The organism is Sphaerotilus sulfidivorans, assembly GCF_013426975.1.
Classification (GTDB): domain Bacteria; phylum Pseudomonadota; class Gammaproteobacteria; order Burkholderiales; family Burkholderiaceae_C; genus Sphaerotilus; species Sphaerotilus sulfidivorans.
The window spans coordinates 84,121-106,368 of sequence record NZ_JACCPY010000007.1; the positions used below are offsets into that span (position 1 = coordinate 84,121).

Here is a 22,248-nt window from a genome sequence, read left to right on the forward strand (position 1 = left end):
GCTTATCAGTTAGCTGTAAGCCAAGGCCAACAAAGTTTGTTTCGACATGTTGATGGGGATCATTGGCGAACTGCACGGGCAGCGGTTCGGCACTCCACGTGTCCTCTTCCGTCGGCCCCAGGGTCCGGCGGCTCAATGGAGAAAGGAGACAACAATGGACAACAGCAACGGCTACTGGAATGCCACGCTCGGTCTGCTCGGGCGAATACTGGTGATCTGGTTCCTGGTGTCGTTCGGGGCAGGCATCCTGTTCGCGGACGCGCTCAACGGCATCCATCTCGGCGGCTATCCGCTCGGATTCTGGTTCGCTCACCAGGGATCGATCTACGTCTTCATCGCGCTGATCTTCTACTACGCGAAGAAGATGGGCGACATCGACCGCCAGTTCGACGTGCACGAGGACTGAGGCCATCATGGATCTTCAAACCACCATTTACGTCGTGGTCGGTCTGAGCTTCGCGCTCTACATCGGCATCGCGATCTGGGCCCGTGCGGGCTCGACCTCGGAGTTCTACGCCGCCGGCGGCGCCATCGGCCCGAAGATGAACGGCATGGCCACCGCAGCCGACTGGATGAGCGCCGCGTCGTTCATCTCGATGGCCGGCCTGATCGCCAACATGGGCTACGGCGGCGGCCTGTTCCTGATGGGCTGGACCGGCGGCTATGTCCTGCTGGCGATGCTGCTGGCGCCCTACCTGCGCAAGTTCGGCAAGTTCACCGTGCCCCAGTTCATCGGCGACCGCTTCTACTCGAAGTCGGCGTCGACGCTGGCGGTGATCTGCCTGCTGACCGCTTCGACCACCTACATCATCGGCCAGATGACGGGCGTGGGCGTGGCGTTCTCGCGCTTCCTGAACGTGTCCAGCGACACTGGCATCTACATCGGCCAGGCCATCGTGTTCCTGTACGCGGTGTTCGGCGGCATGAAGGGCATCACCTACACCCAGGTGGCGCAGTACATCGTGCTGATCTTCGCCTACACGATCCCGGCGGTATTCATCTCGCTGCAGCTGACCGGCAACTTCCTGCCGCAGCTGGGCCTGGGCGGCACCTTCAGCGGCACCGACATGTCGCTGCTGGCCAAGCTCGACCAGGTCGTCACCGACCTCGGCTTCGGCAAGTACACCACCTCGGTGCCGAACGACAGCATGCTGAACATGTTCATGTACACGCTGTCGCTGATGATCGGCACCGCCGGTCTGCCGCACGTGATCATGCGCTTCTTCACCGTTCCGTCGGTGAAGGATGCACGCTCGTCGGCGGGCTGGGCGCTGATCTTCATCGCCATCCTGTACACCACCGCTCCGGCCGTGGCCGCGATGGCCAAGCTGAACCTGCACGCCACCGTCAACACCGCCGTCAAGGCCGGTGGCGACCTGTACGCGCCGGATGCCAGCCTGAAGGCCGAGGATCGTCCTGACTGGATGAAGCGCTGGGAAAAGACCGGCCTGCTGAAGTTCGAGGACAAGAACGGCGACGGCCGCATCCAGTACTACAACGACAAGACCAAGAATGCCGACGCCAAGGCCAAGGCCGAAGCCGCCGGCTGGAAGGGCAACGAGCTGACCGTCAACCCGGACATCATGGTGATGGCCAACCCCGAGATCGCGCTGCTGCCCAACTGGGTGATCGCGCTGGTCGCGGCGGGTGGTCTGGCTGCCGCGCTGTCCACCGCTGCGGGTCTGCTGATGGCGATCTCCTCGGCCGTGTCGCATGACCTGGTCAAGGGCGTGTTCGCGCCGAACATCAGCGAGAAGAACGAGCTGCTGGTCGGCAAGGTCGCGATGGCCGTGGCGATCGTGATCTCGGGCTGGCTGGGCCTGAACCCGCCCGGCTTCGCCGCTGGCACGGTCGCGCTGGCCTTCGGCATCGCCGCTTCCTCGCTGTTCCCGGCGATCATGATGGGCATCTTCTCCAAGAAGATGAACAAGGAAGGCGCGATGGCCGGCATGCTGGCGGGTCTGCTGGTGACGCTGTTCTATGTGTTCGCACACAAGGGCATCTTCTTCGTCAAGGGCACGGAGTACGTCGACGCCATCGGTGGCCCGAACAGCTTCTTCGGCATCACGCCGGAAGCCATCGGTGCGGTCGGTGCGATGGTGAACTTCCTGGTCGCCTTCCTGGTCGACAAGGTCACCAAGGAGCCGCCGGCCCACATCCAGGCCATGGTCGAGGCGGTGCGCATCCCGCGCGGCTCGAAGCTGGTCGATGGTGCCCACTGATCGGCTGATTTCCTGATCGCCTGATCGAGGCCCTGCCTGCGCGAGCGGGCGGGGCCTTCTTCCTGAAGGAGCTCACTCATGGTGTTCGACGTCTCGGTCGCGCTGACCTGGATCCTGTTTCTCGCGCTGTTCCCGATGGCGTATTTCTGGCTGCGCCGCGCCTGGCGCATCGGGGTGAAGCGGGATTTCTCCGAGGTGGCCCTCAAGCGCGGGGAACCGCCGGCGGACGCCTCGCGATGGGCGCCGTACGAGCTGATGATCAACCTGCTCGCCGGGGTGATCGTGGTCTACGTGATCGTGTCGGTCGTGCTGGGACTGCTCGATTTCGAGACCTGGAACGCGGTTGCCGGCACCACCATCTGGTGCAAGTTCTTCGCCAGCTTCGCGCTCGGCCGCCAGGCTCACGGCCTGGGCGCTCGCCAGGCTGCGGACAAGGCCGCGACCACGGTGCGCACGCAGCGGAGCTGAGCTGAGCGCGATGGGTGCCCGCGGCACCAGAGCATGAAATGACCGGGGACATGACCGGACGGCCAGGGCGGCGGCTGGGCGCGGTCTTCGTGGCGGGCGGGCTGCTGCTGAACTTTCCGCTGCTGCTGCTGTGGGACGTGCCGCTGCAGGTGGCCGGGCTGCCGCTGCTGCCGCTGGCGCTGTTCCTGCTCTGGGGCATCCTGATCGGGCTGCTGGCCTGGCTGCTCGAAGGCGCCGGCACAGGCAATCCTGCCGATTCGCCCTGACCTGTCTGCCCGTCATGCTGTCGATCCCGCTGGTCCTTGCGGTCTCAGCTGCCTACCTGCTGCTGCTGTTCATGGTGGCTCGGCATGCCGAGCGCCGGGCCCGCGTCGGTCGTTCCCTGATCGACAACCCGTGGGTCTACACCCTGTCGATCGGGGTCTACTGCACCGCCTGGACCTACTTCGGCAGCGTCGGGCGGGCGGCCAGTGCCGGACTGGCCTTCCTGCCGATCTATCTGGGGCCGACGCTGGCGATGGTGCTGGCCTGGCTGGTGGTGCGCCGCATGATCCGGCTGTCGCGCCAGTACCGCATCACCTCGATCGCCGATCTGGTCGCCAGCCGCTACGGCAAGAGCCGGCTGCTGGGCGGGCTGGTCACGCTGATCACCGTGGTCGGCATCGTTCCCTACATCGCGCTGCAGCTCAAGGCGGTGGGCAGCGCCTTTGCCCTGGTGACGGCGACGCCGCTGACGCCCTCCACAGGGCTGGACGGCTCGCTGGTGCTGGCGCTGGTGCTGGCGGCCTTCACGATCGTCTTCGGCGCGCGCCATGTCGATGCCTCCGAGCGCCGCGAGGGCATGGTGGCCGCGATCGCCTTCGAGTCGGTGGTCAAGCTGCTGGCCTTTCTGGCGGTCGGGGTATCTGTCACCTGGGGGCTGTTCGCCGGGCCGGCCGACCTGTTCGGCCAGGCGCTGGCGGTGCCCGAGCTGGCCGCGCTGCTGAGCCTGCGGCCTGACGGCGAGCACGCCCGTGGCACCGACGCGCTGCAATGGGCGACCCTGACCCTGCTGGCGATGCTGTCGGTGCTGCTGCTGCCCCGGCAGTTCCAGGTGATGGTGGTGGAGAACGTCGACGAGCGCCATCTGCGCCGTGCCAGCTGGGCCTTTCCGCTCTATCTGCTGCTGATCAACCTGTTCGTGCTGCCGATCGCGCTGGGCGGGCTGCTGCATTTCGGCCCTGGCGCAGCCAATCCCGAGACCTTCGTGCTGGCCCTGCCGCTGTCGCAGGGCCAGGAGATGCTGGCGCTGCTGGTCTTCCTGGGCGGGCTGTCGGCCGCCACCGGCATGGTGGTGGTCGAGACGATCGCGGTCGCGACCATGGTCAGCCATGATCTGGTGCTGCCCTGGCTGCTGCGCCGCACCCGGCAGGACGATCTCGGTCGCGTGCTGCTGCGGGTGCGTCGGGTCACGATCGTGGTGGTTCTGCTGATGGGCCATGCCTACCACCACCTGGCCGGCGAGGGTCAGGCCCTGGTGAACATCGGGCTGATCAGCTTCGCGGCGGTGGCGCAGTTCGCGCCTGCGGTGCTGGGCGGCCTGTACTGGCGCGGCGGCACCCGGCTGGGCGCGCTGGCCGGCCTGGTGCTGGGCTTCGCGACCTGGTTCTGGACGCTGATGCTGCCCTCGATCGCCCGCTCGGGCGGGCTGGATGATCGGTTCCTGCACGAGGGGCCGGCCGGTCTGGCCCTGCTGCGCCCCGAGGCCCTGCTGGGCCTGCAGGGGCTCGACCCGCTGACGCATTCGCTGTTCTGGAGCCTGCTGCTCAATGCGACCGCCTATGGCGTGCTGTCGCTGTGGCGCGGCCCCTCGGCGCGCGAGGCTTCGCAGGCCCTGCTCTTCGTGACGCCGCCGCAGCGCGAGATGCCGGTGTTCTGGCGCGGGCGGGTGAGCCCGCAGGCGCTGCGGCAGCTGCTGGCGCGCTTCGTCGGTGCGGACCGGGCCGATGCGCTCTTCGCGGCCCAGGCGCGTGTGCTGGCGGCGCAGGCCGGCACCGCGAGCCCCGGCGAGATCGATGCGCGCTGGGTGCAGTTCGTCGAGACCCAGCTGGCGGGCGCGATCGGCAGCGCCAGCGCCCGTGCGATGGTCGCCGGCGTGGTCGAGGAGGAGCCGCTGGACCACGACGACGTGAGGCGGCTGCAGCAGGAGGCCCTGCAGCTGCGGCAGGCCAACGAGCAGCTGCGCAGCCTCGACCGGCTCAAGGACGACTTCATGTCCTCGGTGACCCATGAGCTGCGCACGCCGCTGACCTCGATCCGTGCCCTGTCGGAAATGATGCGCGACGATCCCGACATGGCCGTGGCCGATCGCCAGCGCTTCCTGGGCATCGTCGTGGCCGAGACCGAACGGCTTTCCCGGCTGGTCGGGCAGGTGCTGGATCTGGCCCGCATCGAGTCCGGGCATGCCCAGTGGCATGCGACCGAGGTCGATCCGCGGGCGCTGATCGAGCAGGCCGCGCAGGCCACCGCCGAGCTGTTCCGCGAGCGCGGTGCCCGGCTGACGCTGGAGCTGCCCGCGCAGGTGCGCCCGCTGCGCACCGATGCCGACCGGCTGATGCAGGTGCTGATGAACCTGCTCGGCAATGCGGTCAAGTTCGTGCCCAGCCCGGGGGGGCAGGTCCGGCTCAGCCTGCTCGCCGATGCTGCCGGGGTGACGGTGCGGGTGCAGGACAACGGCCCCGGCGTGCCCCGCGAGCAGCGCGAGCTGATCTTCGAGCGCTTCCGCCAGGGCGATCAGGCCGGCAGCCGGCCTCAGGGCACCGGACTGGGGCTGCCGATCAGCCGCCAGATCATCGAGCGCCTGGGCGGGCGGCTGTGGCTGGAGCCTGATGCGGGACAAGGCGCCTGCTTCGCGTTCACGCTAGCGTGGGCTGCCGACCCGGGTCCGAAGAGCCAGGCACAGGAGCCCGGCACAAGAGCAAGGAGACAGCCATGACCCCATCCCCGCACATCGATCCGCCCCTGGTTCTCATCGCCGATGACGAGCCCAACATCCTGCTGTCGCTGGAATTCCTGATGAAGCGCGAAGGCCTGCGCACCTGTGTCGCGGCCGACGGCACCCAGGCCCTGGCCGCGGTGCAGCGGGAGCGGCCCGATCTGGTGCTGCTCGACGTGATGATGCCGGGCAAGAGCGGCTTCGAGGTCTGCCAGGCGGTGCGCGCCGACGAGGCCCTGGCGGCCACCCGCATCCTGATGCTGACCGCCAAGGGCCGCGAGACCGATGTGGCCAAGGGCCTGGCGCTCGGGGCCGATGCCTACATCACCAAGCCCTTCTCGACCCGCGATCTGGTCGAGCGGGTGCGCGCGCTGCTGGCCGAGGCCGGGACGCGGAGCGGGCGGTGAGCGCGCGCCGACCGATTCCCGGCGCGCGCCGTGCGGTCGGGCTCGGGGTGGCGGTCACCGCTGCGGGGCTGCTGCTGTGGTCCGGGCTGGCCGGCGCGCTGATCGTCTCGACCCTCGACGCGGCGGAGCGGGCCTGGCTGCAGCAGCATCTGCTGCCCCGGCTGCCGCTGCTGCTGCTGGCGACGCTGGCCCTGCTGGGCCTGGTGGCCTGGGCCGCGGCGCGGTTCTGGCAGTTCGGCTTCAGCAGCGCCGATGCGCTGCTCGAAGAGGCCCGGGTGCTGCTGAGCACCGATGTCGAGCGCGAGCTGCGGCCGCGCGGCACCGCAGCCCAGCAGGGGCTGGCGCTGGCCTTCAACGAGCTGGTCCGCCAGCGTCGCCTGCTGCGTCAGGAGATGGCGCAGCAGGTCCGCGAGGCCAGCGCCCATGTCGAGCAGGAGCGCAACCGGCTGGCCGCGCTGATGTCGGAGCTGACGCAGAGCGTGGTGGTCTGCAATCTCGACGGCCGCATCCTGCTCTACAACAGCCAGGCGCGCCAGCAGCTCGGCGCCTTGTCCGGCGGACTGCCGGTGGCGGGCGGCGCCGAGCTGGTCGGCCTGGGGCGTTCGGTCTACTCGGTGCTGGACCGGCATCTGGTCGCGCACGCGCTGGAGCAGGCCCGCGACCGTCTGCTGCGCGGCGATGCCCGGCCGGCCGCCCAGTTCGTGACCGCGACGGCGGCCGGCCAGCTGCTGCGGGTGCATCTGACCCCGGTGCGCTCGGGGGCCGAGCCGCCGGACATCGACGGCTTCGTGCTGATGGTGGAGAACATCACCCGCGACTTCGAGCAGGAGTCCGCCCGCGACCGCCAGCTCAACGAGATGATGGAGGCGCAGCGCTCCGCGCTGGGCAATCTGCAGGCGGCCGTCGAGATGCTCGACTTCCAGGACATCGATCCGGCCACCCGCGAACGCTTCCTGGCGGTGATCCGGGAGGAGGCGCTGCGCATGAGCGACCGGGTCTATCGCTGGTCGCAGCTCAGCGCGCACGACATGGGCACGCGCTGGCCGCTCGAGGAGATGCATGGCGCCGACCTGATCGCGCTGGCGCAGCGACGCATCGGCGCACGGGCGGGCGAGGGGGCCGCGCTGCGGGTGCTGGCCGACGAGGTCGATCCGGCGGTCTGGCTGCGGGTCGACAGCTACTCGCTGCTGCTGGCGCTGGCCTATCTGGCCGATCGCCTCGTGTCCGAGCATGAGGTGCGGCAGTTCTGGCTGCGTCTGGCGGCGGCCGGCAGCCGGGCCCGCCTGGATCTGGTCTGGTCCGGCCCGGCGATGAGCACCGAGACGGTGATGAGCTGGGAGATGGACAACATGAGCGTCGGCGAGGGCGGCGGCAGCACGCTGTCGGTGCGCGATGTGGTGCATCGCCACGGCGGCGAGTTCTGGTTCGAGCGCGAGCGGGTGCGCCACCAGGCCTTCTTCCGCTTCCTGCTGCCCTGCGCCGAGGCGCCTGCGGCGGCCGCGGCGATGAGCTTCGTCCACAGCCAGAGCCGTCCCGAGTACTACGACTTCGACCTGTTCTCCCGGCGCGATGCCGCCGCCGCCGGCGATGCGCTCGACGCGATGCGCCTGATCGATCTGGCCTATACCGTCTTCGATACCGAGACGACCGGGCTGAATCCGGCCGAGGGCGACGAGATCATCCAGATCGGCGCGGCGCGGGTGGTCAACGGCAAGCTGCTGCGCCAGGAGTCCTTCGAGCAGCTGGTCGATCCGTGCCGGTCGATTCCGGCCGCCTCGATTCCGATCCACGGCATCCAGCCGGACATGGTGCGCGGCCAGCCGACGATCGATCGGGTGCTGCCGGTCTTTCATGCCTTTGCCCGCGACACGGTGCTGGTGGCGCACAACGCGGCCTTCGACATGCGCTTCCTGCAGCTCAAGGAGGCGCGCACCGGCCTGCGCTTCGACCATCCGGTGCTCGACACGCTGCTGCTGTCGGCGGTGGTGCATCCGCACCAGGAGTCGCATCGGCTCGAGGCCATCGCCGAGCGTTTCCGCATCACGGTGATCGGACGCCACACCGCGCTGGGCGACGCGATGGTGACCGCCGAGGTCTTCCTGAAGCTGATTCCGCTGCTGGCCGAGCAGGGCATCCACACCCTGGGTCAGGCCCGTCAGGCGCAGCAGCAGAGCTATTACGCGCGGCTGAAGTACTGAGACTGAGCGGCTCGGCGCCGCTCAGAACCGGCCGGCCACATAGCGCTTCGACAGCACGTTCTGCAGTTCCTGGACCACCACGAACACGTCCTTGAGCTGGCGCCGCTCGAGGTTGGAGAGCGTGTCGGGGTTCAGGAAGTTGTCCGGCACCTGGCCCTGCTCGATCTGGCGGGCCTGGTGGCGGATGCGCAGCATCGACAGGAACTCCAGGCCGTCGCGCAGGTCATGGGCGCTCTGGGCGCTGACCTCGCGGCTGTCGGCGGCGACCATCAGGCGGTCGTGGGTGTTGACCGCCTCGTGACCGCCGGCCAGCGCATAGACCCGCGCCAGGTCGACGATGGGCACGATGCCCTGGTGCTTCAGGTCGATCGTGCCGCGATGCTCGCCGCTGCGTGCGGTGCTGATCTGGCCGAACAGGCCCAGAGGCGGGGTGTGGCCCAGCGCATTGCTCACCATGTGCGCCAGGAAGATGCGGTTGCCGCGGGTGCGAGCCAGCATCTCGCGGCGCAGCGCATCGAGCAGTGCGCCGTGGCCCTGCACCGCGCGCTGGTCGAAGAAGACGCAGGTCAGCATCAAGGCCTTCGGTTCAGGCCTGTCGGTCCAGCTGCGGAAATACTGGCTCCAGCGCTGCAGCGGCTGACGCCAGGTCGGCGTCATCGCCATCATCTCGCCGGGGCAGTGGATGTAGCCGCATTGCGCCAGACCGTCGCAGACGAAGCGCGACAGCGCGGCGAAGTACTCGCCGTGCAGCGCCTCGTCGAAGGCGTCGTCGAGCACCAGGCAGTTGTCCTGGTCGGAGCGTGCGGTCTGCTCGTTGCGGGCCTGCGAGCCGGCCGCCACCCAGACGAAGTCCACCGGTGCCGGGCCGAGCCGGGCCTGGGCGAGCTGCAGCAGCCGCTCGGTCAGCGCATCGGTGATCGCGGTGATGATGTGGGCGCTGCTGTAGGCGGTGGCGTCGGCATCGACCAGGCTGCGCTGCAGACCGCGCACCTTGCCGGCGACCGCGGCCAGGCCTTCGGTGTCGGGCTGCAGGTGGATCTCGCGGACCAGATGGACCGCCGAGGTGCTGTAGTGCTCGGTCAGGTCGGTGGTGGTGATCATGCCGACCGGGCGCTCGTTCTCGACCACCGGCACATGGTGGATGTTGTGGCGCGCCATCAGCAGCAGCGCCTGGAAGGCCGGCTCGCGGCTCTGCACCGACACCGGCGCCAGCGTGGCGATGTCGGCCAGCGGCCGCTCGATGTCCAGCCCGTCGGCGACGACCCGGTTGCGCAGGTCCCGGTCGGTGATCAGCCCGGTCAGCCGCTGCTCGGCGTCGACGATCAGGACCGAGGAGATGCGGGCATCGCGCATCGCCCGGGCCGCCTGGCGGATGGTGTCGCCGGGCGACATCGTGACCGGCGCATGGCGCAGCAGGCTGCCGACCGGCCGGGTGATCAGGCTCATGCGCATGCCATGCTCGCTCTGCGCGCCCGGTCCGGTGGCCGGGCCGCTCGCCAGGCCCGGAAAGAAGAAGCGCAGTGCCCGGACCCGCTCGCACCAGCGCAGCAGGGCGTCCTGCGGCAGGCGGGCCACCGTGACCGCACTGACCGCATGCACAGGCCAGGCCGCGACGGCGCAGGCCTGGGCCGAGATGGCGCCGATCAGCTCGCCTGGCTGCAGCAGCAGGTCCGCCGCTTCGCCCTCGGGATCGCGGGCCTGGGCCAGGCCCTGCACCAGCCAGCACAGCTGCAGATGATGATCCTCGCCGGCCAGCACCAGGGCGGCGGCGTCGAGCCGCTCGACCGCCATGTCGGCGGCCAGCGCATGCCGGTCCGCCTCGTCCAGGGCCGAGAAGACCCGATGGGTCGACATGGCACGCGCCAGATCCGTGACCGGATCGCCGGCGTGGCCCGCAGCGGGTGGGGCGGCAGGATTCATCCCGACAATGTAGCGTCGAGGCCTGCGCTGCAGGCTTGCCGCAGCGCAAGATGGCGCCCCTGATCCTGATCCTGACCATGAACTGAACCGTGCCGATGTCTGCTCCCGCTGCTGCCCCTGCTTCCGCTTCCGCTTCCGCTGCGACCTGCGCGACCCGCGTCGCCAGCCCCTGCATCAATGTCTGCCGTCTCGATGCCCGCTCCGGGCTGTGCGTCGGCTGCCTGCGCACCCTCGACGAGATCGCGGCCTGGTCGCGCCTGGACGACGCCGGGCGCGCGGCGATCCTGGACCTGCTGCCGGCCCGCCGGCCGGTCGAGGGATCCAGGACTTCCGAGAGGCCCTGAGGGAAAACGAGGGCCGGGATAACACCGGGCTGGCCGCAGCGCAGGCCAAGGCGTCAGTTCACGGTCAGATCGGCCCCAGACAGTGGCTGGCCGCGGCCCATGCCGCCTTGGGCCGACTCCTGCCGTGCAGCCACCGCCTCCTGCCGCTTCCTCGTCGATGGCCATGGCCACCTGCTGGCGCACGGTTGCGGCGGTGTCGCTGGGCACGCTGTTCTCCTGGTACGACTTCTTCCTGCATGGCGTGATGGCGGCCTTGCTGGCGCACCATTTCTTCGGCGCCGGAGACTTCGGCGTCGATGCGCCCTCGGCGCTCTTCATGCTGTCGCTGCTGAACTTCACCGCGGGCTTCGTCGTCCGGCCGGTGGGCGCGCTGCTGTTCGGCCGTCTGGGCGACATGATCGGGCGCAAGTACACCTTCCTGATCACCCTGCTGGTCATGGGTCTGTCGACCTGCGCGATCGGGCTGCTGCCGACCGTCGCCTCGGTCGGCATGGCCGCGCCGGTCATGCTGGTGCTGCTGCGGCTGCTGCAGGGGCTGGCGCTGGGCGGTGAATACGGCGGCGCGGTGGTCTTCGTCGCCGAGCAGGCGCCGCCGGGGCGACGCGGCCTGCACACGGCCTGCGTCCAGACCACCGCTTCGCTGGGTCTGGCGATGGCGCTGGCGGTGGTGCTGCTGCTGCGCGCCCTGCTGGGCGAGGCGAACTTCATCGAGTGGGGCTGGCGGCTGCCCTTCCTGCTGTCGGCGGTGCTGCTCGCGCTGGGCGTGTGGGTGCGGCTGTCGATGAGCGAATCGCCCGTCTATCTGGCGCTGCGCCAGCGCGGCAGTGCCTCGCGGACGCCGATCCGCGAGGCCTTCGGTCATCGCGAGCCGCTGCGGCGGGCGCTGCTGCTGCTGTTCGGTGCGGTGGCCGGGCAGGCGGTGGTCTGGTATGCCTGCCAGTTTCACGCGCTGTTCTACCTGGTCGAGGTGCTGCAGGTCGACGAGGTGCAGGCTCAGGTGATGCTGCTGCTGGCGCTGCTGCTGGGCGCGCCGCTGTTTCCGCTGTTCGGGGCGCTGTCCGACCGGATCGGCCGGCGGCCGGTCCTGCTGGGCGGGCTGCTGCTGGCGGCCGTCGGCCTGATTCCGGTCTTCGACGCCATGGTGGCCGCGACCGTCATCACGCCCTCAGGCAGCGGGCAGATCGACCGGCTGCACGGGGTCGGCCTGCTGCTGCTGCTGCTGCTGCCGGTCGCCATGGTCTATGCGCCGTTGGCGGCCTGGCTGACCGAGTCCTTCCCGGCGCGCATCCGCTACACCGCGGTCAGTCTGCCGTATCACCTGGGCAATGGCTGGTTCGGGGGGCTGGTGCCGGTGATCGCCTTCGCCAGCCTGTCCCACGGCGAGGTGGCCCGCCATGGTCTGCTGTATCCGGTCGCGGTGGCCTGCCTGTCCGCGCTGGTCGGCGGTCTGTGGCTGCGCGATCTTCCAGCCGCACGGCGGAGAGGCCCGCTCGGCTGAGGTTCGGCCTCGATCAGGCCTCGATCAGGCCCCAGCGCAGCGCCAGCAGCGTCAGCTCGGCCTGGTTGGCGGCCTCGAGCTTCTGCTTGACGTGATAGAGGTGGGTGCCGATGGTGCTGGCCGACAGCTTCAGGTCGGCCGCGATGTCCTGCACCGAGCGGCCACGCGCGAGCTGCACGAAGACCTCGAACTCGCGCGAGGACAGCCGCTCGGCCGGATGCGCGCCGCTGCCGTCGATCGCCGCCAGCGCGAGCTGGCGGGCGATGTCGGCATCGAGCCAGCGCCGCCCGGCCGCGACCGCCCGGATCGCTTCCGGCAGGTTCTCCGGCGCGCTGCGCTTGGACAGGAAGCCGGTCGCGCCGGCGTCGAGCGCCCGGCGTGCATGCGCGCTGTCGTCATGCGCCGACAGCATCAGCAGCCGCAGACCACCGCGGGCATGCAGCCGGCGCAGCACCTCCAGCCCGCCCATGCCGGGCATCGAGATGTCGAGCACCACCACCTCCGGGCGGATCTCGGCGACGCGGGCCAGCGCCTGCTCGCCGCTGTCGGCCTCGCCGACGACCTCGATGTCGCCGCTCTCGGCCAGCAGCATGCGAAATCCCATGCGCACCAGCGCATGGTCGTCGACCAGCATCACCCGGATCATCTCGATGTTTCCCGTCCTGCAGCAGTGTCGTCGTGGGTGCGGGCGAGGCTGCCCGGCGGTCGGCTCGACCAGTCGCGCTCCAGCGGCAGCCAGGCCTCGACGCGGGTGCCGCCGCCCTCCGGGCGCTCGCCCAGCGTCAGCCGGCCCTCGAGCGTGGCGACCCGTTCGCGCAGGCCGCGCAGGCCGTAGTGGCCGCGCCGGGCCCAGTCCTCGGGCAGGCCGCGGCCATTGTCGTCGATCGTCAGCCGCAGCGACTGCGGATCGGCCTCGGCGCGCACGCTGATGCGCGAGGCGCCGCTGTGGCGCAGCGCGTTGGTCAGCGCTTCCTGCGCCACCCGGTAGGCCGCGCGGGCCGGCTCGGCCGGCAGCGAGCGGCTCTGTTCCAGGCCGCTGAGCGCCAGATCGATGCCGACATCGTTGAAGCGGCTGCGCGAGGCGTCGGCCAGCTCGGTCAGCGCGTCGGCCAGGCCCAGGTCGTCGAGCGCGGGCGGCGCCAGCCGCGGGATCAGGCCGTGCATCGCCTCGTACAGCCGCGCGGCCTCGTCGGCGATCATGCCGGCGGCCTGGGTGGCGGTGGCGTCGCGCTCGCCGAGCCGGGTGTGAATGGTGCGCGCCAGCGTGCGGATCGCGGTCACCGACTGCGCGAACTCGTCATGCAGCTCGCGGGCGATGGCGCGGCGCTCGGCCTCGGTGTGGGCCTCGAGCCGGCGCGAGAACTCGCGGCTCTCCTCGAGCGTGCGCTCGGCCTCGTAGGCGCGCAGCCGCGCCTGGATCTCGGCCTCGATCGCCTCGGCGAGCTGGTTCACCGCCTGGCCGATCACGCCGACATCGCGGCCGGGCAGCGCCGGCAGCCGCGCGGCGTAGTCGCCCTTTTCCAGCTGGCTCAGCCCGGAAACGATGGTCGGCAGCGGCTTGAGCGCCCGCCCGAGCAGCCAGAACACGCCGATGTTGAGCAGCACCAGCACGGTGGCGCCGGCACCGGCCAGCCGCACGAAGTCGTCCCAGCCGTCGAGAATGGCGCGCGAGGGCTCGGCCTCGACCGTCAGCCGCCCGCCGGGCAGCGCGATGACCTGGCGCTGCAGCGGCGGGGTGACCAGGCCGGTGTACCAGGCGGGCGCGTCCCGGCCCTGCTTGTAGGTCGGCGGCGGCGAGACGAACAGGCTGCGGCCGTCGTCGCTCTCCAGCCGGATGTCGTTGGCGCGCACCCGACCGAGCTGCTGCAGGAAGCCGACCAGCGCCTCCGGCCCGGCATTGGTGTAGATCCAGCCGACGCGCTGCAGCAGCTGGCCGGCGACCCGGTTGGCCGCGACGATCTCCTCGCGCACGCTGCGCCGGGTCGCGTCGATCTGCAGCGCGATCACCGCCGCGACGAACAGCCCCATCAGCGCCGCGACGATCAGGTGGATCTGCCAGCGCAGGCCCAGACCGCGTGGCGCGCGGGTGCGCACCGCGACCGGGCGGGCCTCGTCCTCGTCCATCGCCAGGGAGATCTCGTCGTTCATGTGCGGATTGTGAACACAGCCGGTACCGCGCGGGCAAGCCATCGGCTGTATCTGGCGGTGTCTGTGGCTGCGTCCGCGGCCGGGTGCGTGTCATTCATGAAAATCATGAGGATCGATTCAACAGTCTGGCGACGACAGCCGGGCGGGCGGCCGCGACACTGGCTTCTCCATTCACCCCCACCTTTGTTCGAGGAGACTGCGATGACCTGGGAAACCCCTTCCGCCTGCGACTTCCGCTTCGGCTTCGAGATCACGATGTACGTCGCCGCCCGCTGAGGACGCGCCGATGAAACTGCGGGTGCTCGGCTCGGCCGCCGGCGGCGGCTTTCCCCAGTGGAACTGCAACTGCGCGCAATGCTCGGCCGTCCGGTCGGGCTCTTCCAGCCACCGCGCCCGCACCCAGTCGTCCGTCGCCGTCGGCGGCCCGGACGACTGGCTGCTGGTCAATGCCTCGCCCGACATCCTGACGCAGCTCCAGCGCAGCCCGGCGCTGCAGCCGGCGCGCGGCGCACGCGACACCGGCATCGCCGCAGTGCTGCTGTGCGACGGCCAGATCGACCACAGCACGGGCCTCTACATGCTGCGCGAGCGCGGCGCGAAGCTGCCGCTGTGGACAACGCGGCCCGCCTTCGAGGACCTGAGCCAGGGCAACCCGATCCTGCGGGTGCTCGGCCACTACTGCGGCGTCGACTGGCACGAGATCGGGCTGGACGGCCACGCCTTCGAGATCCCCGGCGTCGCCGACTTGGCGGTCACCGCCTTGCCGCTGGAGAGCAAGCCCGCGCCCTATTCGCCGCATCGCGACTGCCCGGTGCCGGGCGACAACATCGGCCTGACCTTCGAGAACACCGCCACCGGCGGGCGGGTCTTCTACGCACCCGGCCTGGGCGAGATCACGCCGCCGGTCTGGGCGGAGATGGGCCGGGCCGACGCGGTGCTGGTCGACGGCACCTTCTGGACCGACGACGAGATGATCCGCCTGGGCTTCTCGAAGAAGACCGGCCGCAGCATCGGCCACCTGCCGCAGTCGGGCGAGGGCGGCATGCTCGACTGGCTCGGCCGGCTGCCGGCCACGACGCGCAAGCTGCTCATCCACATCAACAACACGAACCCGATCCTCGACGAGGCCTCGCCGGAGCGGCGCGCGGTCGAGGCCGCCGGCGTCGAGGTGACGTTCGACGGGCTGGAGATCGCGTTCTGAGGACTTCCCCCATGAGCACCGCCACCGGCAACCGCTTAGGCACGCCCTTCAACGCGCCGGCCACCTTCCGCCCGCGCGACCCCGACGCCCCGGCCTGGGACCGCGTCGCCTTCGAGGCGCAACTGCGCGAGCAGGGCCGGAGCTATCACATCCACCACCCGTTCAACGTCATGCTCAACACGGGCAAGGCGAGCCCGGAGCAGATCCGCGGCTGGGTGGCCAACCGCTTCTACTACCAGATCGCCATTCCGGTGAAGGACGCGGCGGTGCTGGCGAACTGCCCGGACCGCGAGGTGCGGCGCGAGTGGATCCAGCGCATCCTGGACCATGACGGCTTCGAGATCGGTGGCCCGAACGGGACGATCCGGGACGAAGGCGGCATCGAGGCCTGGATCCGCCTGGGCCTCGCGGTCGGCCTGACGCGCGAGGAGATCACCGACCTGCGCCATGTCATCCCGGCGGTGCGCTTCGCGGTCGACGCCTATGTCAACTTCGCGCGCCATGCGCCGTGGCAGGAGGCGGTGTGCTCGTCGCTGACCGAGCTGTTCGCGCCGGAGATCCACAAGCAGCGCCTGGCGACCTGGCCGGAGCACTACGGCTGGATCGACGCCGAGGGACTGAGCTATTTCCGCAACCGCGTGAGCCAGGCCCGACGCGACGTCGAGCAGGGCCTTGCGGTCACGCTCGACCACTTCCGCAGCCGCGACCAGCAGGAGCGCGCGCTGGAGATCCTGCGCTTCAAGCTCGACATCCTCTGGGCGATGAACGACGCGATGGCGCAGCGCTACGGGGTGAACGCATGAATCCGCGCGTGGCCCGGGGCTTCCGACTGCAGTGGGAAGAGGCGCAGGGCTGCCATGTCCTGCTCTACCCCGAAGGCATGGTGAAGCTCAACCGCAGCGCCGGCGAGATCCTGACCCGCTGCACCGGCACGGCCAGCGTCGCCGAGATCGTCGCCGACCTGGAAGCCGCCTTCGGCGCGACCGGCCTGCAGGGCGATGTCGAGCGCTTCCTCGACATGGCGCGCCAGCAACGATGGGTGGAGCTGGCGTGACCTCGCAGCCGACTGCGCCGGTCATCGGCCCGCCGCTGTGGCTGCTGGCGGAGGTGACCTACCGCTGCCCGCTGCACTGCGTGTTCTGCTACAACCCGGTCGACTTCGCGAAGACCGAGCGCACGGACGAACTCTCCACGGCCGACTGGCTGCGTGTGCTGCGCGAGGCCCGCGCGCTGGGCGCCGTGCAGTGCGGCTTCTCCGGCGGCGAGCCGCTGATGCGCGACGATCTGGAGGAGCTGATCGCCGAGGCGCACCGGCTGGGCTACTACACCAACCTGCTGACCTCCGGCGTCGGTCTGACCCGGGAGCGGGCGCAGGCGCTGAAGGCGGCCGGCCTCGACCATGTCCAGCTCAGCTTCCAGGACTCGACCCGCGAGCTGAACGACTTCCTCAGCCACACCAGGACCTTCCAGCTCAAGCAGGAGGTCGGCGAGACCATCCGGCTGCTTGGCTGGCCGATGGTGATGAACGTGGTGATCCACCGCCTCAACATCGACCACATCGACCGCATCATCGCGATGGCGGACGCGCTCGGCGCCGAGTATCTGGAGCTGGCGAACTCGCAGTACTACTCCTGGGCGCACCTGAACCGCGACCACCTGCTGCCGACCAGCGAGCAGATCCGCCGCGCAGAAGCCGTGACCGATGAGTGGCGCGTCAAGGTGGCCGACCGGATGAAGCTCTTCTTCGTCGCCCCGGACTATCACGAGGGCAAGCCCAAGAAGTGCATGAACGGCTGGGGCAATGTCTTCCTGACCGTCACGCCGGACGGCACCGCGCTGCCCTGCCACACCGCGAAGATGCTGCCCGGGCTGGCCTTCCCGAACGTGCGCGAGCACGACGTGCGCCACATCTGGTTCGACAGCGAGGGCTTCAACCGCTACCGCGGTACCGGCTGGATGAAGGGCGCCTGCGTCACCTGCCCGGACAAGGAGAAGGATCTGGGCGGCTGCCGCTGCCAGGCCTTCCTGCTGGCGGGCGATCCGGCCGCGACCGACCCGGTCTGCCCGAAGAGCGCACACCACGGCGTGGTGCAGGCGGCGGTGGCCGCGGCCGATGCGGGCGAGGTGCCGGCGCGGCCGCTGGTGTTCCGCGATCCGAAGGTCTCGCGTGCGTTGACCGGCTGACCGGTCAGGCGGGTCGTCGGTCAGGCCGCCGCCAGCGCCTCGACCGTCAGCGGCTCCGGCCGGTGGAAGTGGTAGCCCTGCGCCCACTGCACGCCCAGCTCGGCCAGCAGCCGCGCCACCGGCTCGGACTCGACGAACTCGGCCACCACCGGCTTGTCGAGCTGGCGCGCCATCTCGACCATCGAGCGCACCATCGCGCGGCTGTCGGCGTCCTCGTCCATGTGGCGCACGAACAGGCCGTCGATCTTCAGCGTGTCGAAGGGCAGCTCGCGCAGGTGCGCGAACGAGGCGTAGCCGGAGCCGAAATCGTCGAGCGAGAAGCGGCAGCCGTGCGCACGCAGCTGCTGCATGAACTGGCGCGCCTGCGCCAGGCTGGCGATCGAGGCGGTCTCGGTGATCTCGAAGCAGAGCTGCTCGGGGCGGACCTGGTGGCGTGCCAGCAGCGTGATGATCTCTTCGGCCAGGCCCGGCTCGCGCAGCGTGACCGCCGACAGGTTCAGCGTCACCTGGTCGATGCGCTGGCGCAGCGCCGGCTCGGCGCCGAGCAGCGCCAGCACATGGCGCAGCATCCAGCGGTCGATCTGGCCGACCAGCTGGAAGCGCTCGGCCGGCGCGATGAAGCGCCCGGGCTCGATCAGCGCGCCGCTGGTGGCGTCGATCAGCCGCACCAGCGCCTCGATGCGCAGCGTGCGCTCTCCCGGCGCCAGCGGCTGCAGGCGCTGGAAGTGGATGCACAGCCGGTCATGGCGCAGCGCGTCCATCAGCGTCAGCGCCCAGCCGGCGTCCTCGTGCGGGCCGCCCTGGGCCAGACCGCCGGCGCGGTACCAGTGCGGCACGCTGCGGTCGCCACCCTCGCGCCGCACCCGCAGCGCGGTCTCGTCGGCACGCTGCATCAGCGCGTCGAAGGAGGGCAGCGCCGGCTCCAGCGGCACGATCGCCAGCGTGGCCTGCAGCCGGAAGTCCTGGCCGTTCCAGCAGAACAGGAAGCGTTCGATCGCGGCCAGGATCAGCCGTGCCAGCCCGGCGCCGGCATCGCCGCCGTGGTCCTCGGCCAGCAGCGCGAACTGGTCGGCGCCGAGCCGGGCCAGGAAGTCCTCGCGCCCGACCAGCCCGGCGAGCAGGTCGGCGAACTGGCGCAGCAGCTCGTCGCCGGCGATGCAGCCGCAGCTGTCGTTGACCCGGCGGAACTGGTCGATGTCGATCAGCATCAGCACCGGGCCGTTCGCCAGTCCGTGTGCTGGCGGCGGGCCGGCCTCGAGCTGCAGCCGGGCCAGCCGCTCCGACACCTGCGCGTCCAGCGCCTGGCGGTTGTGCAGCCGGGTGACGAAGTCATGGCTGGCCAGATAGTTCAGCCGGTCCTGCATGTAGCGGCGCTCGCGCACCTCCTGGCGCAGCTGCAGGTTGGTGCGGGTCAGCTCCGCGGTGCGCTCGCGCACCCGGTCCTCGAGTTCGCGGTTGAGCCGGCGCAGCGACTGCAGCAGGCCGCGGCGCTCGAGCTGGTGGTGCACCCGGGCGCGCACCTCGCCGGCCACGATCGGCTTGGTGATGTAGTCGGCGCCGCCCGCGGCGAAGCCGGTGGCCACATCGTCGCTGCGGGCGGTCACGAAGATGACCGGAATGTCCGCGGTGGCCGGATCGGCCTTGAGCCGGCGGCAGGTCTCGAAGCCGTCGATGCCCGGCGGCATCATCACGTCGAGCAGGATCAGGTCCGGGTGCAGGCGGCCGGCCAGCTCGAGCGCGCGCTCGCCGCTGGTGGCGGCCAGCAGATCGGCCTCGAAGGCGGACAGCGTGTCCTCGAGCAGCGCGATGTTCTGCGGCGTGTCGTCGACCAGGAGGATCTTCGGCGGGGCGCGGTCGGGTGCGGTGGTCATGGCGTGTGCGGGTCCTGCGGTGCGGTGCTGCCGGCGCCGGGCCGCAGCAGGGCCTCGATCTGGCGGGCCAGATCGTCGAAGGCGTAGTCCTGGGCGGCGCGGCGCAGGCGCTCGCGGGTGGCGGCGGGCAGCCGAGCGGCGGCGTCGATCCGGTCCAGCTCGCGGCGCACCGCGCGCATCTGGCCGTCGAGCGCGGCCTGGCGCAGCGCCTCGAGCATGGCGAGCGCATCGGCCTCGAGGGCAGCTGCCGGCGCGGGCGGGCAGGGCGCCGGGATCGGTGCGGGGGCGTGGTTTTCCGGCGCGTGCCCGGGCTCGGGCGACGCCGCGATGAAGCGGGCGCCGGCATGCTGCGCCAGCATCCGGTGGATCTCCTCGAAGGCATAGGGCTTGCCGACGAAGTCGCTGAAGCCCTGCTCGATGTAGTGGCGCCGCTCATGCTCGAGGCTGGAGGCCGAGACCGCCACCACCGGTGGCGTCGGCTGCTGCAGCGTCGCCGCACTCGCGTGCAGCTGCGCGAGCATGCGCAGGCCGTCGAGCACCGGCATGCGGATGTCGGTGAAGACGATGTCGGGCTGTGTCTGGCGGATCAGCCTCAGGCCCTGCAGCCCGTCATGCGCCACCTCGACCCGGCAGCCCAGGCGCTCGAGCAGATGCACCAGGATGTCGCGGCTGTGCTCGTCGTCCTCGACCACCACCGCATGCACCGGCGTGGCGGGATCGAGCCGCTCGTGGCCGGGCAGGATGCCGGCGGGCACCGGCGAGGCGGCCACCTCGCCGGCCTGCCGGGGCAGCGGCAGGCTCAGCCGGGCCCGGGTGCCCTGGCCGGGCTGGCTGTCGATCTCCAGCGTGCCGCCCATCGCCACCGCCATGTGGCGCGCCAGCACCAGGCCCAGCCCGGTGCCGCCCTTGTCGATGCCGGCCCGGCCCTGGCGGAAGGGCGCGAACAGCTGCGCCAGCTCCTCGGGTGCGATGCCGGGGCCGCTGTCGCTCACGCGGATCTGCACCTGAGCGCCTTCGCGGTGCACGTCGAGCCCGATGCGGCCCTGCTCGGTGAACTTGACCGCATTGCCCAGCAGGTTCATGACGATCTGGCCGATCTTGCTGCGGTCGCCCCGCACCGGCTCGTGCGCATCCAGGTCGATGCGGCAGTCCAGCGGCAGGCCGCGCGCGCCGGCGCGCTCGGCGAACAGCCGGGCGATCTCGTCGATCTCCTGGCGCAGGTCGAAGGTCGCGGGATGCAGCTGCAGGCCGCCGGCCTCGATCTTCGAGAGGTCGAGCACATCGTTGATCAGCCGCAGCAGCCGCTGGCCGGCCTGCAGGATGGTCTGCAGCCGCTGCTGGGCGGGCATGGCCAGCGTGCGGTCTTCCAGCAGGATCTGGGTGTAGCCGATCACCGCATTCAGCGGGGTGCGGATCTCGTGGCTCATGTTGGCCAGGAACATGGTCTTGGCCTGGCTGGCCTGGTGCGCCTGCCGGCTGGCCTGGCGCAGATCGTCCTCGAGGCGGCGGCGCTCGTCGACTTCGGCGGCGAGCTGGCGGTTGCTCGCCTCCAGCGCGGCGGTGCGCCGAGCCACCAGCCGCTCGAGGTCGTCATGCGCGGCCTGCAGCTCGGTCATGCGGCGCTGGCGGCTGCGCAGCAGCGCGCCCAGCAGACCGGAGAACACCAGCCCGCAGGCCAGCACCGACAGCACCAGCACATCGGGCTGCCAGGCCCGGCCGGCCCAGCCCGGGCGGGCCAGCAGCTGCCACTCCCGGCCGCCCAGCTGCAGTGACTGCACCGAGTGCGGCCCGCTGCGCATGCCGGCCAGCAGCGCCTGCGCCTCTTCGCCGCTGTAGGCACGCACCAGCCGGCTGTCGTCGAGCCGCACCAGCACCGGCGCCTCCTGGAGCGGGTCGAGCAGCAGCATCTCGGTGCCGTCGATGCCGGCCTGCGCCTGCACATGCTGCAGCATCCAGCCCAGGTCCAGCGTGGCCGAGACCAGGCCGCGGGTGCGCTCGGGCCGGTAGCCCTCGGCCAGGGTCCAGGCCCGCTCCATCACCGGGGCGTAGAGCACGCTGGCGCAGGCTTCGCTGGCGGTGCGGCTCAGCGAGGAGAAGGGCGGCGAGGCGACGACCCGACCGCTGGCCAGCGCCTGATGCAGCGCCGGCGCCCGGACCGGATCGACGCCCTCGTCGATGCCCTCCAGCGCCTCCAGGCCCGAGGCCGGCACGGTGTCGGCCACCGGGAAATGCTCGGCGCGGCGCGTCGCCGGTCGCACCAGCCCGTCGGCATCGAGCTGGCGGATCGACTGGCCGTCCAGCCCGTCGCGGTGTTCCTCGAAGGCGTTGCGCTGCGTCTGCGTCACCCGCGGCAGCCAGGAGAACAGCCGGATCCACGGGCTCTCGCGCAGGATGGTCTCGCCGGCGATCTCCAGCTCGTCCCGGCCGAGATCGATGCGGTAGTGCAGATCGCGCAGCCGCTCCAGGTCGCGCTGGGCCATGTCCAGGTGATTCTGCAGCGCGACAGACAGCACCCGGGTGTGGCCGGCGAAGTCGGCCATGCGGGTGCGGTGCTGCAGATGGCTGGTGACAAGCGCAGCCACCAGGGTCAGTCCCAGCCCGAGCCCCTGCAGCGCCAGCGCCTGCGCCGCCAGCCGCCGGGGAGCGCGCCAGCGGCCGGCCGCGGCAGCATCGGGCAGCTCGGGCAGGACAGGGCAGGCAGGCGGCGACATCGGAAAATCTGAAAGAGATGAAGCCTAGCGCAAACCCGCATGTCTGCCATGAAATCGCAACAATCTCGGTTTGAATGTCGTGATTGACGGACTTCTGGTGCG

At 70.6% G+C, this 22,248-nt stretch carries 19 protein-coding genes; 14 read left to right on the forward strand and 5 right to left on the reverse strand.

Annotation, left to right across the window (positions count from 1 at the left end):
- Positions 1-154: 154 nt before the first annotated feature.
- The 7 genes from HZU84_RS06690 to HZU84_RS20940 all read left to right on the forward strand — a co-directional run bounded on the left by HZU84_RS06690 (position 155) and on the right by HZU84_RS20940 (position 8,269).
- Entirely contained in the window at positions 155-406 is a 252-nt protein-coding gene (locus HZU84_RS06690) for a DUF4212 domain-containing protein (protein WP_149504721.1), read from the forward strand.
- Positions 407-413: 7 nt separating this feature from the next.
- Positions 414-2,222 carry a sodium:solute symporter family protein gene (locus HZU84_RS06695; protein ID WP_149504720.1) on the forward strand — a complete coding sequence of 603 codons (1,809 nt, stop codon included), beginning with the start codon at positions 414-416 and terminating at the stop codon, positions 2,220-2,222.
- A 78-nt stretch (positions 2,223-2,300) separates the two neighbouring features.
- The gene (locus HZU84_RS06700) at positions 2,301-2,690 is read left to right on the forward strand and encodes a hypothetical protein (protein ID WP_149504719.1); all 390 of its coding nucleotides are present in this window, start codon (positions 2,301-2,303) and stop codon (positions 2,688-2,690) included.
- Between the two features lie 50 nt (positions 2,691-2,740).
- A complete protein-coding gene (locus HZU84_RS06705) occupies positions 2,741-2,956 on the forward strand; it encodes a hypothetical protein (RefSeq protein WP_149504718.1) in 216 nt (71 codons plus the stop codon).
- Between the two features lie 14 nt (positions 2,957-2,970).
- Positions 2,971-5,664 carry a sensor histidine kinase gene (locus HZU84_RS06710; protein WP_149504717.1) on the forward strand — a complete coding sequence of 898 codons (2,694 nt, stop codon included), beginning with the start codon at positions 2,971-2,973 and terminating at the stop codon, positions 5,662-5,664.
- Positions 5,661-6,071, forward strand: coding sequence for a response regulator transcription factor (locus HZU84_RS06715; protein WP_149504716.1), 411 nt, complete (start codon positions 5,661-5,663; stop codon positions 6,069-6,071). Before HZU84_RS06710 ends, HZU84_RS06715 begins: the two co-directional genes overlap by 4 nt.
- On the forward strand, positions 6,068-8,269 hold the full coding sequence (locus tag HZU84_RS20940) for a 3'-5' exonuclease (protein WP_276528781.1): 2,202 nt from the start codon (positions 6,068-6,070) through the stop codon (positions 8,267-8,269). Before HZU84_RS06715 ends, HZU84_RS20940 begins: the two co-directional genes overlap by 4 nt.
- Positions 8,270-8,290: 21 nt before the next feature.
- Here HZU84_RS20940 and HZU84_RS06725 read toward each other — a convergent pair whose 3' ends face one another.
- The gene (locus HZU84_RS06725; protein WP_244954343.1) at positions 8,291-10,189 is read right to left on the reverse strand and encodes a putative nucleotidyltransferase substrate binding domain-containing protein; all 1,899 of its coding nucleotides are present in this window, start codon (positions 10,187-10,189) and stop codon (positions 8,291-8,293) included.
- Between the two features lie 95 nt (positions 10,190-10,284).
- On the opposite strand from HZU84_RS06725, the gene HZU84_RS06730 reads away from it, so the two are divergent.
- The gene (locus tag HZU84_RS06730) at positions 10,285-10,533 is read left to right on the forward strand and encodes a DUF1289 domain-containing protein (RefSeq protein ID WP_149504715.1); all 249 of its coding nucleotides are present in this window, start codon (positions 10,285-10,287) and stop codon (positions 10,531-10,533) included.
- 157 nt (positions 10,534-10,690) lie between these two features.
- Positions 10,691-12,031, forward strand: a complete 1,341-nt coding sequence (locus HZU84_RS06735) for an MFS transporter (RefSeq protein WP_149504714.1) — start codon at positions 10,691-10,693, stop codon at positions 12,029-12,031.
- A 13-nt stretch (positions 12,032-12,044) separates the two neighbouring features.
- On the opposite strand, the gene HZU84_RS06740 is transcribed toward HZU84_RS06735, so the two are convergent.
- Entirely contained in the window at positions 12,045-12,677 is a 633-nt protein-coding gene (locus HZU84_RS06740) for a response regulator (protein WP_180692831.1), read from the reverse strand.
- The gene (locus HZU84_RS06745; protein ID WP_180692832.1) at positions 12,674-14,179 is read right to left on the reverse strand and encodes a sensor histidine kinase; all 1,506 of its coding nucleotides are present in this window, start codon (positions 14,177-14,179) and stop codon (positions 12,674-12,676) included. Before HZU84_RS06745 ends, HZU84_RS06740 begins: the two co-directional genes overlap by 4 nt.
- 183 nt (positions 14,180-14,362) lie before the next feature.
- Between HZU84_RS06745 and pqqA the strand changes: the two genes are divergently transcribed.
- Genes pqqA through pqqE form a run of 5 tightly spaced genes read left to right on the forward strand, consistent with a single transcriptional unit; the run spans position 14,363 to position 17,564 of the window.
- Positions 14,363-14,455: a pyrroloquinoline quinone precursor peptide PqqA gene (gene pqqA / locus HZU84_RS06750; protein WP_037476920.1), complete on the forward strand. Its 93-nt coding sequence runs from the start codon at positions 14,363-14,365 to the stop codon at positions 14,453-14,455.
- Positions 14,456-14,465: 10 nt separating this feature from the next.
- Positions 14,466-15,380 carry a pyrroloquinoline quinone biosynthesis protein PqqB gene (pqqB, locus tag HZU84_RS06755; RefSeq protein WP_149504711.1) on the forward strand — a complete coding sequence of 305 codons (915 nt, stop codon included), beginning with the start codon at positions 14,466-14,468 and terminating at the stop codon, positions 15,378-15,380.
- Positions 15,381-15,391: 11 nt separating this feature from the next.
- A complete protein-coding gene (pqqC, locus tag HZU84_RS06760; protein WP_149504710.1) occupies positions 15,392-16,183 on the forward strand; it encodes a pyrroloquinoline-quinone synthase PqqC in 792 nt (263 codons plus the stop codon).
- Entirely contained in the window at positions 16,180-16,434 is a 255-nt protein-coding gene (pqqD, locus tag HZU84_RS06765; protein ID WP_149504709.1) for a pyrroloquinoline quinone biosynthesis peptide chaperone PqqD, read from the forward strand. The genes pqqC and pqqD overlap by 4 nt, the downstream gene beginning before the upstream one ends.
- Positions 16,416-17,564 (forward strand): pyrroloquinoline quinone biosynthesis protein PqqE, encoded by a 1,149-nt coding sequence (gene pqqE, locus HZU84_RS06770; protein ID WP_149504708.1) that lies wholly within the window; start codon positions 16,416-16,418, stop codon positions 17,562-17,564. Before pqqD ends, pqqE begins: the two co-directional genes overlap by 19 nt.
- A 20-nt stretch (positions 17,565-17,584) precedes the next feature.
- Here pqqE and HZU84_RS06775 read toward each other — a convergent pair whose 3' ends face one another.
- Both HZU84_RS06775 and HZU84_RS06780 read right to left on the reverse strand, forming a co-directional pair.
- Positions 17,585-19,435: a putative bifunctional diguanylate cyclase/phosphodiesterase gene (locus HZU84_RS06775; RefSeq protein WP_149504707.1), complete on the reverse strand. Its 1,851-nt coding sequence runs from the start codon at positions 19,433-19,435 to the stop codon at positions 17,585-17,587.
- On the reverse strand, positions 19,432-22,146 hold the full coding sequence (locus HZU84_RS06780) for an ATP-binding protein (RefSeq protein WP_149504706.1): 2,715 nt from the start codon (positions 22,144-22,146) through the stop codon (positions 19,432-19,434). The genes HZU84_RS06775 and HZU84_RS06780 overlap by 4 nt, the downstream gene beginning before the upstream one ends.
- Positions 22,147-22,248 lie beyond the last annotated feature (102 nt).

Coding starts and splice junctions, on each gene's coding strand:
- HZU84_RS06690 (WP_149504721.1), top strand. CDS start 155: ATGGACAACAGCAACGGCTACTGGAATGCCACGCTCGGTCTGCTCGGG.
- HZU84_RS06695 (WP_149504720.1), top strand. CDS start 414: ATGGATCTTCAAACCACCATTTACGTCGTGGTCGGTCTGAGCTTCGCG.
- HZU84_RS06700 (WP_149504719.1), top strand. CDS start 2,301: ATGGTGTTCGACGTCTCGGTCGCGCTGACCTGGATCCTGTTTCTCGCG.
- HZU84_RS06705 (WP_149504718.1), top strand. CDS start 2,741: ATGACCGGACGGCCAGGGCGGCGGCTGGGCGCGGTCTTCGTGGCGGGC.
- HZU84_RS06710 (WP_149504717.1), top strand. CDS start 2,971: ATGCTGTCGATCCCGCTGGTCCTTGCGGTCTCAGCTGCCTACCTGCTG.
- HZU84_RS06715 (WP_149504716.1), top strand. CDS start 5,661: ATGACCCCATCCCCGCACATCGATCCGCCCCTGGTTCTCATCGCCGAT.
- HZU84_RS06725 (WP_244954343.1), bottom strand. CDS start 10,189: ATGAATCCTGCCGCCCCACCCGCTGCGGGCCACGCCGGCGATCCGGTC.
- HZU84_RS06730 (WP_149504715.1), top strand. CDS start 10,285: ATGTCTGCTCCCGCTGCTGCCCCTGCTTCCGCTTCCGCTTCCGCTGCG.
- HZU84_RS06735 (WP_149504714.1), top strand. CDS start 10,691: ATGGCCATGGCCACCTGCTGGCGCACGGTTGCGGCGGTGTCGCTGGGC.
- HZU84_RS06740 (WP_180692831.1), bottom strand. CDS start 12,677: ATGATCCGGGTGATGCTGGTCGACGACCATGCGCTGGTGCGCATGGGA.
- HZU84_RS06745 (WP_180692832.1), bottom strand. CDS start 14,179: ATGAACGACGAGATCTCCCTGGCGATGGACGAGGACGAGGCCCGCCCG.
- pqqB (WP_149504711.1), top strand. CDS start 14,466: ATGAAACTGCGGGTGCTCGGCTCGGCCGCCGGCGGCGGCTTTCCCCAG.
- pqqC (WP_149504710.1), top strand. CDS start 15,392: ATGAGCACCGCCACCGGCAACCGCTTAGGCACGCCCTTCAACGCGCCG.
- pqqD (WP_149504709.1), top strand. CDS start 16,180: ATGAATCCGCGCGTGGCCCGGGGCTTCCGACTGCAGTGGGAAGAGGCG.
- pqqE (WP_149504708.1), top strand. CDS start 16,416: ATGGGTGGAGCTGGCGTGACCTCGCAGCCGACTGCGCCGGTCATCGGC.
- HZU84_RS06775 (WP_149504707.1), bottom strand. CDS start 19,435: ATGACCACCGCACCCGACCGCGCCCCGCCGAAGATCCTCCTGGTCGAC.
- HZU84_RS06780 (WP_149504706.1), bottom strand. CDS start 22,146: ATGTCGCCGCCTGCCTGCCCTGTCCTGCCCGAGCTGCCCGATGCTGCC.